16 protein-coding genes and 1 pseudogene are annotated in these 14,257 nt (G+C 73.0%); 9 read left to right on the top strand and 8 right to left on the bottom strand.

Annotation, left to right across the window (positions count from 1 at the left end; translation table 11 throughout):
• Positions 1 to 402 (bottom strand): annotated as a pseudogene (locus N2041_RS09095) (hypothetical protein); the annotation flags it as partial.
• A complete protein-coding gene (locus N2041_RS09090) occupies positions 399 to 746 on the bottom strand; it encodes a hypothetical protein (protein ID WP_297677984.1) in 348 nt (115 codons plus the stop codon). The gene N2041_RS09090 and the pseudogene N2041_RS09095, both read right to left, overlap by 4 nt.
• 140 nt (positions 747 to 886) lie before the next feature.
• Between N2041_RS09090 and N2041_RS09085 the strand changes: the two genes are divergently transcribed.
• Genes N2041_RS09085 through ahcY form a run of 6 tightly spaced genes read left to right on the top strand, consistent with a single transcriptional unit; the run spans position 887 to position 6,440 of the window.
• Positions 887 to 1,408 carry an adenine phosphoribosyltransferase gene (locus N2041_RS09085; RefSeq protein WP_297677982.1) on the top strand — a complete coding sequence of 174 codons (522 nt, stop codon included), beginning with the start codon at positions 887 to 889 and terminating at the stop codon, positions 1,406 to 1,408.
• Between the two features lies 1 nt (position 1,409).
• Positions 1,410 to 2,450 (top strand): S-methyl-5-thioribose-1-phosphate isomerase, encoded by a 1,041-nt coding sequence (mtnA, locus tag N2041_RS09080; protein ID WP_297677980.1) that lies wholly within the window; start codon positions 1,410 to 1,412, stop codon positions 2,448 to 2,450.
• Positions 2,447 to 3,322, top strand: a complete 876-nt coding sequence (gene mtnP / locus N2041_RS09075; protein ID WP_297677978.1) for an S-methyl-5'-thioadenosine phosphorylase — start codon at positions 2,447 to 2,449, stop codon at positions 3,320 to 3,322. The genes mtnA and mtnP overlap by 4 nt, the downstream gene beginning before the upstream one ends.
• Entirely contained in the window at positions 3,319 to 4,233 is a 915-nt protein-coding gene (locus N2041_RS09070; protein WP_297677976.1) for a PfkB family carbohydrate kinase, read from the top strand. The genes mtnP and N2041_RS09070 overlap by 4 nt, the downstream gene beginning before the upstream one ends.
• Entirely contained in the window at positions 4,233 to 5,141 is a 909-nt protein-coding gene (locus tag N2041_RS09065; protein WP_297677974.1) for a GNAT family N-acetyltransferase, read from the top strand. The genes N2041_RS09070 and N2041_RS09065 overlap by 1 nt, the downstream gene beginning before the upstream one ends.
• A 36-nt stretch (positions 5,142 to 5,177) precedes the next feature.
• Complete coding sequence (gene ahcY / locus N2041_RS09060) at positions 5,178 to 6,440, top strand: adenosylhomocysteinase (RefSeq protein ID WP_297677972.1); 1,263 nt, start codon at positions 5,178 to 5,180, stop codon at positions 6,438 to 6,440.
• Between the two features lie 6 nt (positions 6,441 to 6,446).
• Here the strand turns inward: ahcY and N2041_RS09055 are convergent, their stop codons facing one another.
• Genes N2041_RS09055 through N2041_RS09040 form a run of 4 tightly spaced genes read right to left on the bottom strand, consistent with a single transcriptional unit; the run spans position 6,447 to position 10,137 of the window.
• On the bottom strand, positions 6,447 to 7,349 hold the full coding sequence (locus tag N2041_RS09055; protein ID WP_297677970.1) for an A/G-specific adenine glycosylase: 903 nt from the start codon (positions 7,347 to 7,349) through the stop codon (positions 6,447 to 6,449).
• Positions 7,324 to 8,127 carry an enoyl-CoA hydratase/isomerase family protein gene (locus N2041_RS09050; protein WP_297677969.1) on the bottom strand — a complete coding sequence of 268 codons (804 nt, stop codon included), beginning with the start codon at positions 8,125 to 8,127 and terminating at the stop codon, positions 7,324 to 7,326. Before N2041_RS09050 ends, N2041_RS09055 begins: the two co-directional genes overlap by 26 nt.
• 1 nt (position 8,128) lies before the next feature.
• Positions 8,129 to 8,896, bottom strand: a complete 768-nt coding sequence (locus tag N2041_RS09045) for a hypothetical protein (RefSeq protein WP_297677967.1) — start codon at positions 8,894 to 8,896, stop codon at positions 8,129 to 8,131.
• Positions 8,893 to 10,137: an amidohydrolase family protein gene (locus N2041_RS09040; RefSeq protein ID WP_297677965.1), complete on the bottom strand. Its 1,245-nt coding sequence runs from the start codon at positions 10,135 to 10,137 to the stop codon at positions 8,893 to 8,895. The genes N2041_RS09045 and N2041_RS09040 overlap by 4 nt, the downstream gene beginning before the upstream one ends.
• Before the next feature lie 89 nt (positions 10,138 to 10,226).
• On the opposite strand from N2041_RS09040, the gene N2041_RS09035 reads away from it, so the two are divergent.
• On the top strand, positions 10,227 to 10,820 hold the full coding sequence (locus tag N2041_RS09035) for a DinB family protein (RefSeq protein ID WP_297677963.1): 594 nt from the start codon (positions 10,227 to 10,229) through the stop codon (positions 10,818 to 10,820).
• A gap of 13 nt (positions 10,821 to 10,833) precedes the next feature.
• On the opposite strand, the gene N2041_RS09030 is transcribed toward N2041_RS09035, so the two are convergent.
• Together N2041_RS09030 and N2041_RS09025 are read right to left on the bottom strand one after the other, a co-directional pair.
• Positions 10,834 to 10,977, bottom strand: a complete 144-nt coding sequence (locus tag N2041_RS09030; RefSeq protein ID WP_297677961.1) for a hypothetical protein — start codon at positions 10,975 to 10,977, stop codon at positions 10,834 to 10,836.
• Positions 10,967 to 12,853 (bottom strand): methyl-accepting chemotaxis protein, encoded by a 1,887-nt coding sequence (locus N2041_RS09025; protein WP_297677959.1) that lies wholly within the window; start codon positions 12,851 to 12,853, stop codon positions 10,967 to 10,969. Before N2041_RS09025 ends, N2041_RS09030 begins: the two co-directional genes overlap by 11 nt.
• A gap of 212 nt (positions 12,854 to 13,065) precedes the next feature.
• Between N2041_RS09025 and N2041_RS09020 the strand changes: the two genes are divergently transcribed.
• Positions 13,066 to 13,542 (top strand): peptidylprolyl isomerase, encoded by a 477-nt coding sequence (locus tag N2041_RS09020; protein ID WP_297677992.1) that lies wholly within the window; start codon positions 13,066 to 13,068, stop codon positions 13,540 to 13,542.
• A gap of 30 nt (positions 13,543 to 13,572) precedes the next feature.
• Positions 13,573 to 14,253: a hypothetical protein gene (locus N2041_RS09015; protein ID WP_297677957.1), complete on the top strand. Its 681-nt coding sequence runs from the start codon at positions 13,573 to 13,575 to the stop codon at positions 14,251 to 14,253.
• The last annotated feature ends 4 nt before the right edge of the window (positions 14,254 to 14,257 follow it).

Here is a 14,257-nt window from a genome sequence, read left to right as displayed (position 1 = left end):
GCCCACGACGATGGCGACGGCCCATGCGCCGACGGCGCCGAGGAAGAGCGCGAACGGCCGGTAGGAGGCGGTCGCCCCGGCGAGGATGTCGATGACGCGGAAATCAATCCACGGGTCGACGAGGACGCCCACGAGGTGGCCGGCGAGGAACGCGGCGGCGAGCACACCGGTGACGCGGTGCAGTTCGAACAGGACCGAGGCGCGCACACGCGGAACCGCGATGCGGAGGTAGAAGGCCATGCCGGAGAGGCACGAGACCCAGAACAGCAGGTAGGCAACGAACCCGGCCGCCCGGAGGGCATGCCAGGTGTGGGCCGCGGCGCTGGCCCCGGAGGTCCGAACCAGCAGGATGGCAGCGACGGCGGCGAGACCGGAGAGCAGCCCGAGGCGCCAGGAGGTCATGAGCCGCGCGACCTCCGCTGGACGGGGGCGATCGAGCTGCCGCGCTGGCCGCCGGTAGACGGCGCGACCGTCGGCGGCGGGGCAGAGCCGGCGCTCGAAACAGCCGACGGCGTCGCGGACCCGGCGGCGGGGGTCTCGTTTGCCGTGACCGGCGGCTGGGCGGTGCTGTCCACGGCGCTGACCGCGACGAAGGATTCGGGGTCGGCGTTCGCCGCGCTGTCCGAGGCGTAGGCGGAGGAGAAGGCGGTCCAGATCGACGCGAACGTCGCGAGGGCGACGACCGCGGCGGCGACTTTCAGGAAGGGGTGGCGTTCGTTTTCGAAGCGGCGGTTTGGTGCAGCCATAGGTGAGCTCCTTCACTCCGAGCATGGCGCCGGGACCGGTGAAGGTGCCGGACAGGCTGCGAGCGAAGGTAAAGGCCGGGGAACGGGCCCCTCGGGGCCCGCCCGGGTGCCGCCTGGCGGGGCTGGCGTACAATCCCGGCGTGGAGCTCGAACGGCACATCCGCACCATCCCGGATTTCCCGCGGCAGGGCATCCTGTTCCGCGACATCACGCCGCTCCTCGGCGAGCCAGCGGCCTTCCGCGCGGCGCTCGACGGGCTGACGGAGCGGGCGCGGGCGGCGGCGCCGGGGGCGGTCGTCGGCATCGAAAGCCGGGGGTTCCTCTTCGGCGCGCCCATCGCCGACCGGCTGGGGCTGCCGTTCGTGCCCATCCGGAAGGAGGGGAAGCTGCCGGCCGCGCGCCTCACGGTGGAGTACGCGCTCGAATACGGGGAGTCGCGGCTGGACATCCACCAGGATGCGCTCGCGCCGGGCACGGCGGCGTTCATCGTCGACGACGTGCTCGCGACCGGCGGGACGGCGCTCGCGGCGGCGAAGCTCGTCGAGCTGCTGGGCGCGAGGGTCGCCGGGATGGGGTTCCTCATCGAACTGGAGGGCCTCGGCGGGCGGGAGCGGCTGGCTGCCTACCGCGTCGATGCGCTCATCCGGTTCGCGGAGGCGTAGCGTGGAGCCGCCCTTCGACGTGATTCGGTTCGAACGGCCGGCGCTGCGGGTGCTCGACCAGTCGCGGCTGCCGCACGAAGAGCGCTGGCTGGAGATACGCGGCCTCGACGTGCTGGAGGAGGCGATCCGTTCGCTGCGGGTGCGCGGCGCGCCGCTGCTGGGGCTGTGCGGTGCGGCGGGCGTGGCCATCGCGGCAGAGGCAGACTCCTCCGAGGCCGCGCTCCGGGCGGCAGCGGAGCGGGTCGGGCGGGTGCGGCCGACGGCCGTCGAGCTGGCGACGGGGGCCGCCGCCTGCCGGGATGCTGCGCTCGCCGTGCCCGAACGGGAGCGCGCGACGGCGGCGTGGGCCTTCTGTGCGGCCTACCTCCGGCGGCGGCAGGCCGAGGACGCGGCGCTCGCTGCGCACGGCCGCGACGCACTGCCCCCAGGCGACGTGCTGACCCACTGCAACACGGGCACGCTCGCCACGGGCGGCGCCGGGACGGCGCTGGGGGTGGTGCGGGCGGCGCACGCCGCAGGGCGGCTCGCACGGTGTTACGTCACGGAGACGCGGCCGCTGCTGCAGGGGGCGCGGCTGACGGCGTGGGAGCTGCAGCGGTCCGGCATCCCGGTCGTCCTGCTGCCGGATACGGCAGCGGCAGCGCTCGTCGTCTCGGGGAAGGTGGCGGCGGTCATCACCGGGGCGGACCGCATCGCGGCGAACGGCGACACGGCGAACAAGGTCGGCACGCTCGGGCTGGCGCTGGCGGCAGCGCGGGCCGGCGTTCCGTTCTACATCGCGGCGCCGACGAGCACCTTCGACCCTGCCTGCGCCTCGGGGGAGGAGATCCCGATCGAGGTTCGCGCCGCCGATGAGGTCGGCGGCTTCGGCGGCGTGCGCTGGGCGCCGGCCGGCATCGAGGCGTGGAACCCGGCCTTCGACGTGACGCCGGCCGACCTCATCGCAGGCATCATCACGGAGCGGGGCACCGCGCGGCCGCCCTACCGGGCGGCGCTCGCGGCCCTGCTCGAGCACGACGAACGGGAGGCTGCGCGGCGATGAGCGAACGGATCCCGCTGGCGGTGATCGGCGGTTCCGGCTTCTACGAGATGCCGGGGCTGGAGGACGTCGAGGAGGTCGAAATCACCACACCCTTCGGGCCGCCGAGCGACCGCATCCGGGTCGGGACGCTCGGCGGGCGGCGCGTGGCGTTCCTCGCGCGGCACGGGCGGCACCACACGCTGCTGCCTTCCGAACTGCCGCAGCGCGCGAACTTCTGGGCGCTGAAGCAGCTCGGCGTCGAGCGCGTTCTCTCCGTCTCGGCGGTCGGCAGCCTGCGGGAGGTGTACGCGCCGGGACACCTCGTCGTGCCGTCGCAGCTCATCGACCGGACGTGGGGCCGGCCCTCGACGTTCTTCGGCGACGGCCTGGTCGGCCACATCAGCTTCGGCGAACCGTTCTGCCCGCGGATGCGGGCCGCGGCGCTGGCGGCGGCGCGGGGCGCGGGCGCCACGGTGCACGACGGCGGGACGTACGTCGTGATGCAGGGGCCGGCGTTTTCGACCCGGGCGGAGAGCGAGCTGCACCGGGCTTGGGGGGCCGACCTCATCGGGATGACCGCGCTGCCGGAGGCGAAGCTCGCGCGGGAGGCGGAGCTCTGCTACGCGACGCTGGCCTGCGTGACGGATTACGATTGCTGGCATGAGACCGAAGCGGCGGTGGACGCCGCGACCGTGTTCGACACCCTCCGCCGGAACGTTGCGGTGAGCCAGCAGGCCGTTCGGCTGCTGACGGGCGCGCTGCCCCCGCGCGAGGGGTGCGCCTGCGCGACGGCGCTCGACGCCGCGATCGTGGCGCCCCGTTCGGCCGTCCCCGCGGAGGTGCGGGAGCGGCTGGGGCCGATCCTCCGTCGCTGGCTGGAGGCGGCGACGTGAGCCTGCTCATCGCCGGGTGGGTGGCGATCGACGAAATCGAGACGCCGTTCGAGCGGCGCGAGGGCTCGCTCGGCGGGTCGGCGACGTGCGCGGCGCTGGCGGCCTCGCTCTTCACGGAGGTGCGGCTGCTGGCCGCCGTCGGCGAGGACTTCCCGGACGAAATGCGGCGGGCGCTGGAGCGGCCGGGCATCGACCTCGCCGGGCTCGAAGTGGTGCCCGGCGGCGAAACGAGCCGCTGGGGCGGCCGCTACCACTACGACATGAACAGCCGCGACACGCTCTATACGGTGCTCGGGGTGAACGCAGCGTGGGAGCCGAAGCTGCCGCCCGGCTGGGAGGATTCGAGCGGGCTGTTCGCCGCAGCGGGCGACCCGGTGCTCCAGCAGCGGCTGATGGCGATGGTGCCGGGTGCGCGGACGAAGATGGTGGACACCATCAAGTTCTTCATCGACGGCGCGCGGGATGAGCTGATGAACGCCATCCGGGCGGCCGATGTCGTGTCTATCAACGAAAGCGAAGCGCGGGAGCTCGCCGGGGTGCCCAGCATCGCGCGGGCCGGCCGGAAGCTGCTCGACGGGGGCACGAAGGCGGTGGTCATCAAGCTCGGCGAATACGGCGCGGCCTACATCAGCGGCGAGGATTACTTCGTCGCGCCGGGCTACCCGCTCGAGGAGGTGGTGGACCCGACGGGGGCGGGCGACGCCTTCGCCGGCGGCTTCATGGGCTACCTCGATGCGGTGCCGGTCATCGACCAGCGGGAGATCCGCAGGGCGATCATCTACGGGTCGACGGTCGCCTCCTTCTGCGTGGAAGGGTTCGGGCCGTCGCGGCTGCTGACACTCGAGCGGGACGAGGTGGAGCAGCGCTACCGGCAATTCCGCGCGCTGACGCACTTCGAGGTCGGCGACTGATGGCAGAGCGGGAGCTGCGGCTCGGCGGCATCCCGGCGCGGCGGCTCGATTACGTCGTCCGGCAGCTGCGCGACCCGGACGAAATCCGGCCGCTGCTCCGGGCGCGGGTCGAGTATACCGCCTACGCCCTCGGCCAGCTGGAGCCGGAGCTGTTCGCGCGGACGCGCTGGTTCCTCGCGCGGGGGACGACGGGCGTCGGGCTCGTGCTGCACAGCCGGGGCGGGCTCGGCGACGCCACCTTCGTGATGGGCGACCCGGACGCGATCCATGCGGTGCTGTCGATCCACCCGGGGACGGCGCAGACGTACGCGACCTGCCAGCCGCAGCACGTGGAGGTGCTGAAGCGCGTGTACCGGCTGGCCACGCAGCAGCCGATGACCCGGATGGTGGTGACGCGCGATACCTTCCGGCCGGCGCAGGTCTTCGAAACGGTTCATCTGACCGGCGTCGACATCCGGAAAATCAACGCGCTCTACGGGAGCGAGAACGGGCCGAGCTACTACATCCCGGAGCACATCGACAGCGGTGTCTACCGGGGCGTCGTGCTGGAAGGGCGGCTGGTGGCGATTGCGGGCACGCACGTCGTCTCGCGGCAGGAGGGCGTGGCGGTGGTGGGCAACGTGTTCACCCACCCGGCGTACCGGGGCCGGGGGCTCGCGACGAGCGCGACGAGCGCGGTGACGGAGGCGCTGCTCGACTGCTGCGACTATGTGGTGCTGACGGTCGACCCCCGGAACACGCCGGCGGTGGCGGCGTACGCGCGGCTCGGCTATCGCGAGGCGTGCCAGCTGGTGGAGGCGAGCGCGACGCGCCGCGATCCCTCCGGCCTCGGCTCGACGATGCGGCGGCTCCGTGCCGCTATCCGGGGCCGGAAGTATGATGGAGCCTTCGTAACCCTGCACGACTAGGCAGGGCGCTTCGAGACCGACCCAGGAGTCCCCGGTTTGTCGACCCCGTCTGACATCGCCAATCCACGCCTTGCGCCGGAAGGCGTCCGGCGCATCGAATGGGCCGCGCGCGAGATGCCCGTGCTGCGGCTGATCCGCGAGCGGTTCCAGCGCGAGCAGCCGCTCCGCGGCATCCGCATGACGGCCTGCCTGCACGTGACGACGGAGACGGCGAACCTCGCCATCACGCTCCGCGACGGGGGGGCCGAGCTGCGGCTTTGCGCGAGCAACCCGCTTTCGACGCAGGACGACGTGGCGGCCGCGCTGGTGGAGGAGTACGGCATCCCGGTCTTCGCCATCTGCGGCGAAGACAACGAGACCTACTACCGGCACATCCACCAGGCGCTGGAGCACGGCCCGCAGCTGACGATGGACGACGGCGCCGACGTGGTGGCGACGCTGCACAAGGACCGGCGCGACCTGCTCGCCGGCGTCGTCGGCGGCACGGAGGAGACGACGACGGGCGTCATCCGCCTGCGGGCGATGGCAGCGGCCGGCGCGCTCGGCTACCCCATCGTTGCGGTGAACGAGGCGGATACGAAGCACCTGTTCGACAACCGGTACGGGACCGGCCAGTCGACCGTGGACGGCATCGTCCGGGCGACGAACATCCTGCTCGCGGGGAAAACGTTCGTGGTGGCCGGGTACGGCTGGTGCGGCCGGGGCGTCGCGGCGCGGGCGCGCGGCATGGGCGCGCAGGTCATCGTGACCGAGGTGGACCCGGTGAAGGCGCTCGAGGCCGTGATGGACGGCTACCGGGTCATGCCGATGGCCGAGGCGGCGAAGCTGGGCGACATCTTCGTCACGCTCACGGGCGACATCAACGTCATCGACCGGCAGCACCTGGAGGCGATGAAGGACGGCGCGATCCTCGCGAACAGCGGCCACTTCGATAGCGAAATCAACCTGAAGGCGCTCCAGGCGATGAGCGAGGGGAAGCGGGCCGTCCGCGCCTCGGTCGACGAGTACCGGCTGCTCGACGGGCGGCGGCTGTACCTGCTGGGCGAAGGCCGGCTCGTGAACCTGGCGGCCGCCGAGGGCCACCCGGCGGCGGTGATGGACATGTCGTTCGCGAACCAGGCGCTCGGGGCGGAGTGGATCGCGCAGAACGCGCAGAAGCTCGAGAAGAAGGTCTACGAAATCCCGCACGAAGTCGACCAGGAGATCGCGCGGCTGAAGCTGCACGCGATGGGCATCCAGATCGACTACCTGACCGAGGAGCAGCAGCGCTACCTGGCGAGCTGGCAGGAAGGCACCTAGGCCGGCTCAGCCGGGCGGGAGCGCCCACGCGCCGCTGCCGATCGGCACGGCGAGCCCGTCCCGCTCCAGCGCGGCGAGGTAGCCGGCGAGGCGCGGCCGGTGGCCCGCCGGGAGCATGGCGCGGAGTTCGTCCTCGGCGGCAGGGCCGGAGCGGAGGCGGTCGATGATGCGGCCGCGGGCGTAGCGTGCCGTCTGCTCGAACCGGGGCGCCAGGCGTTTCGCCGCAGCCCGGGGCGGCGGCTGGCCGTCGCGCCGCCAGCGGCAGCCGGCGGCGAGCGGGCATGCGCCGCAGGCGGGGTTTCGCGCCGTGCAGACGAGCGCGCCGAGGTCCATCAGGGCGAGGTTGTGGTCGCGCGCGCCGGCGTCCGGGAGCAGCGCGGCAGCCGCAGCTTCGAGCTGCCTCGGGGAAAGGTCTCGGGGGAGCGCGATGCCGGCCGCGAGACGGGCCACGACCCGGGCGATGTTGGTATCGAGCACGGGGACAGGTTCATCGCGGACGAAGCAGCGGAGGGCGGCGGCGGTGTACGGGCCGACGCCGGGGAGGGCGCGGAGCGCGGACGGCTCCCACGGGAATTCGCCGCCGTGGACCTCGACGACCCGGCGGGCGGCGGCGTGGAGGGCGAGTGCCCGGCGGTTGTAGCCGAGGCCGCGCCACGCGGTGATCACGTCGGCTGGCGCGGCAGCGGCGAGCGCGGCGTGGCTCGGCCAGCGTTCGAGCCAGGCAGCATAGTACGGGAGCACCCGCTCGACCTGCGTCTGCTGGAGCATGATTTCGGAGACGAGGACGGCGTAGGGGTCGCGGGTGCGGCGCCAGGGGAGCGTGTGGCGGCCGCGGGCGGCGTACCAGCCAGCGAGCGCGCTGCGGATGGCCGCAGGTTCCGCTTCAGGCGTCGCGGATGTCGCGGTCATCGGCGTTCATGCGCGACATGCGTTCGAGGGCCTCGTCGGAGAGGAGGAGGTCGAGGAAGAGGGTGCGTTCGAGGGCGAGGCCCTCGGCGCGGCTCATCGATGCCGAGGCGCGGACGAGCCGCTTGATATGGCCGACGGCGCGGGGCGGGAGCGACGCGAGCTCGGCGGCGAGTTCGTGCGCGCGGTCGCGGGCGCGGCCGGCCGGGACGAGTTCGTGGACGAGGCCGAGGCTGCGGGCTTCGGCGGGCGAGACGGTGCGGCCGCGGAGCGTCATCTCCAGCGCGCGGGCGGCGCCGACGAGCGCGGGGAGCTTCTGGGTGCCGCCCGCGCCGGGGAGGATGCCGAGGCGGACTTCCGGCAGGCCGAGCTCGTAGGGGCCTTCCTCGGCGACGCGCAGGTCGCAGCAGAGCGCGAGCTCGAAGCCGCCACCCATGGCGAAGCCGTTGATGGCGGCGATGACCGGCTTCGGCATCTCCTCGAGGCGGCCGAAGACGCGGTCGATGTCGCGCGGCGGCAGCGGCCGGGCAGGGTCGACGGCGACGCCGCGCTCGCGGAGCTGGCGGGCGAGCGCTTCGAGTTCGTGGACCGAGTAGTGGCGGATGAAGACGCCGGGGACGCCGCCGGTGATGACGACCGCGCGGACGGCGTCGTCGCGTTCGAGCTCCGCGGTTGCGGCGTCGAGTTCGGCGACGGTCGCGGCGTCCATGTACCCGCGGGGCGGGTTGGTGATGGTCAGGACGGCGACGCTGCCGGAGCGTTCGACGGCGACCTGCGGCATCTCAGTCCTCCTCGCCGTCCCCGTCGTCGTCCTCTTCATCGTGGTCGTGGCCGCCGATGAGGGAGGGGACGAGCGCGACCTGGTTCGAATCGGAGCGCGCCTTGCGGGGCGCGGGGACGGCGCGGAGGCGCTCGTTGAGGCTGGCGATATCGGCGGCTGAAGCGCCTTCGGGCGCCACGATGGCGACGGCGCCGGAATCGCGGAGCACGCGGAGGTCGGCGGCGGAGGAGGCGAGGTCGACGGTCACGACGAGGCCGGTATTCGAAAAGGAGGCCAGCCGGACGAGGCCCAGCTGCTCGGAGAGCTTCATCGGGCCGTGGGCGCGCTGGACGAAGAGGCCGTCGAGGCCGAGCGGGCCGAGCGCGCGGAGGGTGTTGTCTTCGATGGATTCGCTGGCGACGACGAGGTGGCCCATCTTTTCGACGTCGACGGCGGCCGAGTCGGTCGTTTCGAGGGGGCTGACGACGAAGTCGCAGCCGGCCTCGCGGAGCTTCTCGGCGTCGGCGACGGAGAGGACCGGGAGCGAGACGCCGGCGGCGACCTTCGGGCCGGCGACGCCGCGGAGCTGGTCGGCCGCGAGGGCCGCGCTGCCCGCGAGGAAGAGGACCGCATCGGCGCCGGCATCGAGGGCGGCGCGGGCGGCGGCGGCATCGCGGACCGTCGCGAGGAGCGCCATCGCGCGGGGCTGCTCGCGGGGGACGCGGCCGAAGCCGATGGCCGGGCCCTCCCGGCGCTGGATGCGGGCGATGATCTTCTGGAGCTGGCTCATGAGGCCTCCGGTTGGTGCGCTTCGGGAATTCGCTCGACCACCATCTTGCCGCGGGCGAGCACTACGCGGATCGCTGACGGGTCGGCGAGCGCGGCGATATCGGCGAGCGGGTCGCGGGCGAGCAGGACGAGGTCGGCATCGAGGCCTTCGCGGATGCGGCCGGAGCGGTCGGCGAGGCGGAGAAGGTCGGCCGCCCAGGCAGTCGAGGCGAGGAGCGCCGCGGCAGGCGAAAGCCCGAGGCGGACCATGCGGGCGGGCTCCTGGGCGTTTTCGCCGGGCCGGTTGAAGGGGGTGCCCTGGTCGGTGCCCATCGCGATGCGGACGCCGGCCCGGATGGCGGCGCGGAAGCTCGCTTCGTGCGATTCGAGCACCTGCCAGCCTTTTTCGACCATGTACTGCGGGACGCCGGCCTCGGCGCCCATGTGAGCGATCTGCCACGGGGCCGTCAGGGTCGCGACGAGGTACGTCCCGCGGGCAGTCATCATGTCGATAGCTTCCTCATCAAGCCAGACGCCGTGCTCGATGGAATCGACGCCCGCGAGGATGGCGTTCTTGATGCCTTCGGTGGCCTGGGCGTGGGCGCCGACGACGCGGAAGGCCTTGTGCGCCTCTTCGACGCCGGCGCGGAGCTCTTCGAGCGTAAAGCTGGGCGAGCGCGGGTCGACCCCAGGGGTCATCACGCCGCCGCTGGCGAAGAGCTTGATGGCCGCGGCGCCGGCGCGGAGCTGCTCGCGGACGCGCTTGCGGACTTCGTCCGGGCCGTCGGCCTCGACGGCGATGAAGCCGTGGCCGTGGCCGCCGGTCATCGTCACACCGTAGCCGGCGGCGAGGATGCGCGGGCCTTCGATGAGGCCCGAATCCACGGCCCGGGCGAGGTGGATGTTCAGGTGGTCAGCGGCGCCGAGGTCGCGGACGGTGGTGACGCCGGCGCGGACGGTGGCGGCGGCGTTGCGGGCCGCCTTCCACGCGCGGACGGGGAGGGGTTCGGCGCGCAGCGCGCCGAGTTCGTCCGGGTCGCCCGCGGAGGTGAGGTGGACGTGGCAATCGATGAGGCCGGGGATGAGGAAGGCGCCGCCGGCGTCCACCACACGGGTGTCCGGGGGGACGTCGCCGGCGGAGCCGGCGGGGGCGATGCGTTCGATGCGGCCGTCACGGCAGAGGACATCGAGCCCGGCGCGGAAGGTGCGGGCGCCGTCATCGAACACCGAAGCGTTGCGGAAGAGCACGGGGCGCTGGGTCACGGCGGCAATTGTTCCACGGCGGGCGGCCGTTCGCGAACTGGCGCGGGGGAGGTGCGGCCGGTAGAGTGCGGCGGCGTGGAGGTTTGCCGATGAACATCCGGGTGCAGCTGGTCATCGACGAATTCGAGCGGCACCGGCGGCAGTTCGCACACCTGTGCCGGTCATTGACTGCGGAGGAGCTGGGCGCGGTCGTGCCAGGAAGCCACTGGACGGTCAAGGATTACATCGCCCACCTGTGCACGATCGACGGCCTGATCGTGCCGCGGTGGGCGGCGATGGTCGGCCAGCAGGCGCCGCTGCCGGATACGCCGATCCCGAACCCGTTCGACATCGACGACTGGAACGAGGCCGCGGTTCGGTCGCGCCGGGACCGGTCAATCGAGGAGCTGCTGGAGGAGGCGGCGCTCCATCGGGAGCGGCTGCTGCGGGCGGTGGCGGAGTTCACCGACGCGCATCTCGACCAGGAGATCCTGTACGGCGGTGACCGGAAGGTGCTGAACATCCCGCCGTCGCGGGTGCGGTTCGGCGGGCTGCTCTGGGGCGTGGCGATCCACGAACCGACGCATACGCGCGACATCCTGCGTGCGCTGCCCCGCAGGGCGGAGGAGCCGTGGGTGCGCGAGTGGCTGGCGAGCGTGAGCGATTCGCTCATCCCGCAGGGCGTGCGGGAGCAGCGCGTCTGAGCGCGGCCGAAGTTCAGCCGCAGAAGAAGCGGTAGACGCCGGCGGCGGCCCGCGCTGCCGCGGATTCGAAGGTCGCAGCGAGGCTGGCGGCCATCATCGCGAGGACGATGGCCGCCAGCAGGGCGCGCTGGGCGAGGCTCCCCGGCTCAGGCCGCACGGCGGTCGAACGCCTGCGGGAGGGGGGCCGGGCGGGCGGCGGCATCGCTGCCGACCCGGAAGGCGCCGACGCTCTTCGCGAGGGCTTCGGCGAGCTCGCGGAGGGCGGCCGACTCGCGGTCGAGCGAGGCTGCGCGGTCGCCGAGGGTCGTCGTGGAAGCGTTCAGTTCCTGGACGGTCGCGGCGGTCTCCGAGGAGCTCTGGGCGACCTGTTCGACGGAGGCGAGCACGGATTTCGAGGCGGCGGCGATATCCTCAGCACCGGCCCCGGCGCCAGTCGCGGATTCGACGAGCGAGCCGGCGGCTTCGACGACGGTGCTGGCAGAGCTGGCGAGCGCGCCGATCTGCTCGACGATGGCGTGGACGCGGTCGCCGGTGCGGGCGATGTTCGCGATGATTTCGCCGAGCGAAGCATCGACGCGGGCGGTCACTTCGCGGCCCTGCTGGACGTCGGCGACGCCGGTCTGCATGGCGGAGACGGCCTCCGTGGTGCGCTCCTGGATGCGGGCGATGAGGTCGGCGATTTCGCGGGTGCTGGCGCTGGAGCGCTCGGCGAGCTGGCGGACGTTTTCGGCGACGACGGCGAAGCCGCGGCCCTGCTCGCCGGCGCGGGCGGCTTCGATGGCGGCGTTGAGGGCGAGGAGGTTGGTTTGTGCGGCGATTTCGTCGATGACCGTGACGATGTTGCCGATCTGCTCGCCGTAGGCGCCGAGTTCGTTGACGGTGGCGGCGGCGCGCTCGACAGCGCCGGCGATCGCCTCCATGGAGGTGACGGCGAGGCGGACGGCGTCCTGGCCCTGGCGGGCGGCGTCGCTGCTCCCCCGGGTGGCGTCGTTGACGTCGCGGGCGAGGGCAGCGACCTCTTCGAGCCGCTGATGGATGGCGGCGATCTCGTCGCGTGCTTCGCGGGCGGTGAGGGCGGTCTGGCGGGTCGCACCGGCGACGTGGTCGGCTTCGCCGGTGGCGCGGCCGAGGTTTGCCTCGGCGGCAGCCGCGATGTCGGCGAGGCGGGCGGTGAGGTCGCCGATGTCGGCGGAGGCCTGCGCAATCTGGCTGGCGGCGCTGGCGACGTCGGCGGCCGAGTTCTCGACGTTCGCGGCGGTATCGAGGACGCGGCGGGCGTTGGCGCTGACGTCCTTCACGAGGCCGGCGAGGCTGGCGTTCATCTGGCTGGCCGAGCGGGCGATGGCAGCGAGCTGCTCCTGGAGGCGGTTGAAGGCCCCGGCCATCGCGCCGATCTCGTCGGAGCCGGAGGCGCTGACGGGCGAAACCTCGAACGTGAGCGAGCGAGTGAGGTCGCCGCGGGCTGCTGCTTCGAAGGCCTCCTGCATCGCCGGCAGCTGCTGCGCGGCGAGGCGGTCGGCGGCGGCGCTGACGGCCGCGGTGGAGCGGCGCACGCGCTCCGCGACGTAGACGGTGACGGCCGTCTGGAGGACGACGAAGGCGGCGTGCTCGATGACCGTCTGGAGAGAGGCGCCGGAATCGAAGACGTAGTTCGGGAAGATGTAGTTGCCGGCGAGATGGTGGACCGCGATGACGCCGGCGGCGACGAGGATCGGGAGCGCGTCGTAGTAGATGACGAGGAAGCTGAGGACGACGAAGACGTGGAAGTGGACGGCGATTTCGCCGCCGGATGCGGCGATGAGCATGCCGGACATCGCCATCAGGGCGGCGGCGGCGACGACGCGGAAGGCGCGCTGGCCCGCGGCGAGGGCATAGGCGGCCCACGCGCCGCCGGCGATGACGAGGCTGCCGAGGGCGGCGGTGACGAGCGAAAGCTCGCCGACGATGACGGCGACGGCGATGACGACCGGGACATGGGCGGCGATGACGCCGAGGACGAGGCGGTCGCGCGCGGCGAACGAAACTCCGGGCATGAGGCGGCTCCGAACCTGTGACTGGTTGCTACGGGGATCGTTCGGCCGGCCAGCCAGCAGCGGTATCGGGGAATCGCCTGAGCAGCCGCTAAGTTCAGGGTTCTGCCGTAGGGGAGCGGCGCCGGTTCGAGCAGGTAAGACGGGCCGGGGGTAGGCTGGGATCAACCCGAGGAGGTGCGGCGATGGCGAAACAGTATGCGAACCCGCCGGCGATGGCGATCGACCCGGCGAAGCAGTACCGGGCGACGATCGAGACGACGGCCGGCACGATGACGGTGGAGTTCTTCCCGGCCGAGGCGCCGAAGACGGTGAACAACTTCGTCTTCCTGGCGCGGGAGGGCTTCTACGACGGGGTGATTTTCCACCGGGTCATCCGGGGGTTCGTCATCCAGGGCGGCGACCCGACGGGCACGGGGCGGGGCGGGCCGGGCTACCGGTTCGAAGATGAGCCCGTCACCCGGCCCTATCTCCGGGGCACGATGGCGATGGCGAACGCCGGCCCGAACACGAACGGCAGCCAGTTCTTCATCATGCACGCGGACTACCCGCTGCCGCCGAACTACACGATTTTCGGGCAGCTGACCTCCGGCGAGGACGTGCTGGACGCCATCGCGACGGCGCCGACGGGGGCGCAGGACCGGCCGCTCGAGCCAGTGGCGATCACGCGCGTCACGATCGACGAGGCGTAGGGCCGCGCAGTCGGCTACCATCCCCGGCTGATGGAGCAGCCCGCGCTGGCGCAGCGCCCGTGGACGGCCCGGCAGCTCATCCTCCCGGTTGCGGCGGCCGCCGGGGTGGTCGCCTGCCTCGTCGCGGTCATCATCGCGGCCCGGCAGACGGGCGGGGGCGGCGCGCCGCCGGAGCCGGGGCCGATGGCGATGCCGGCCGGGGCCGGCTACGCGGCGTTCACGGTCGAGCGCGCCGAGGCCGGCCGGCTCGCCGTCTCGGGCGGCACGGGCGCGAGCGAGCTGGCGCTGCCGCCGGGGACGCGGGTGTGGGTGCTCGAGCCCGCCGCGCCCGGGGACATCCGGCCCGGGATGCAGGCGGCGGTCATCGGCGTGCCGAACGAAGTCCGGAACGCGGCCATCCGCGCCATCGTCGTCGGCGAGGGCGGCACCGGCGGCGCAACCGCGGGGCCGTTCGCGGGGCACGAAGCGCTCGGCGAGGCGGCGGCGCTGCCGCTCGTCACCGGCCGCGTCGAGCGAGTCGAGGCGGGGCGGATGGTGCTCGCGACGGCAGCGGGAGAGGCGGCGGTCTGGTTCGCGGAGGGTGCCCCGCTCTTGGCCGCGCGGGAGCGGACGAGCGAGGCGATCGGGCCGGGCGACCGCGTCGGTGTCCTGCTGGATGCGGCGGGGCAGCCAGACCCGGCGGCGGGGCTGCTGGTGCTGCCCGGCGATTGACGGC

This window comes from Tepidiforma sp. (assembly GCF_026419595.1).
Classification (GTDB): domain Bacteria; phylum Chloroflexota; class Dehalococcoidia; order Tepidiformales; family Tepidiformaceae; genus Tepidiforma.
This window is presented reverse-complemented; position numbering and strand designations above follow the sequence as displayed.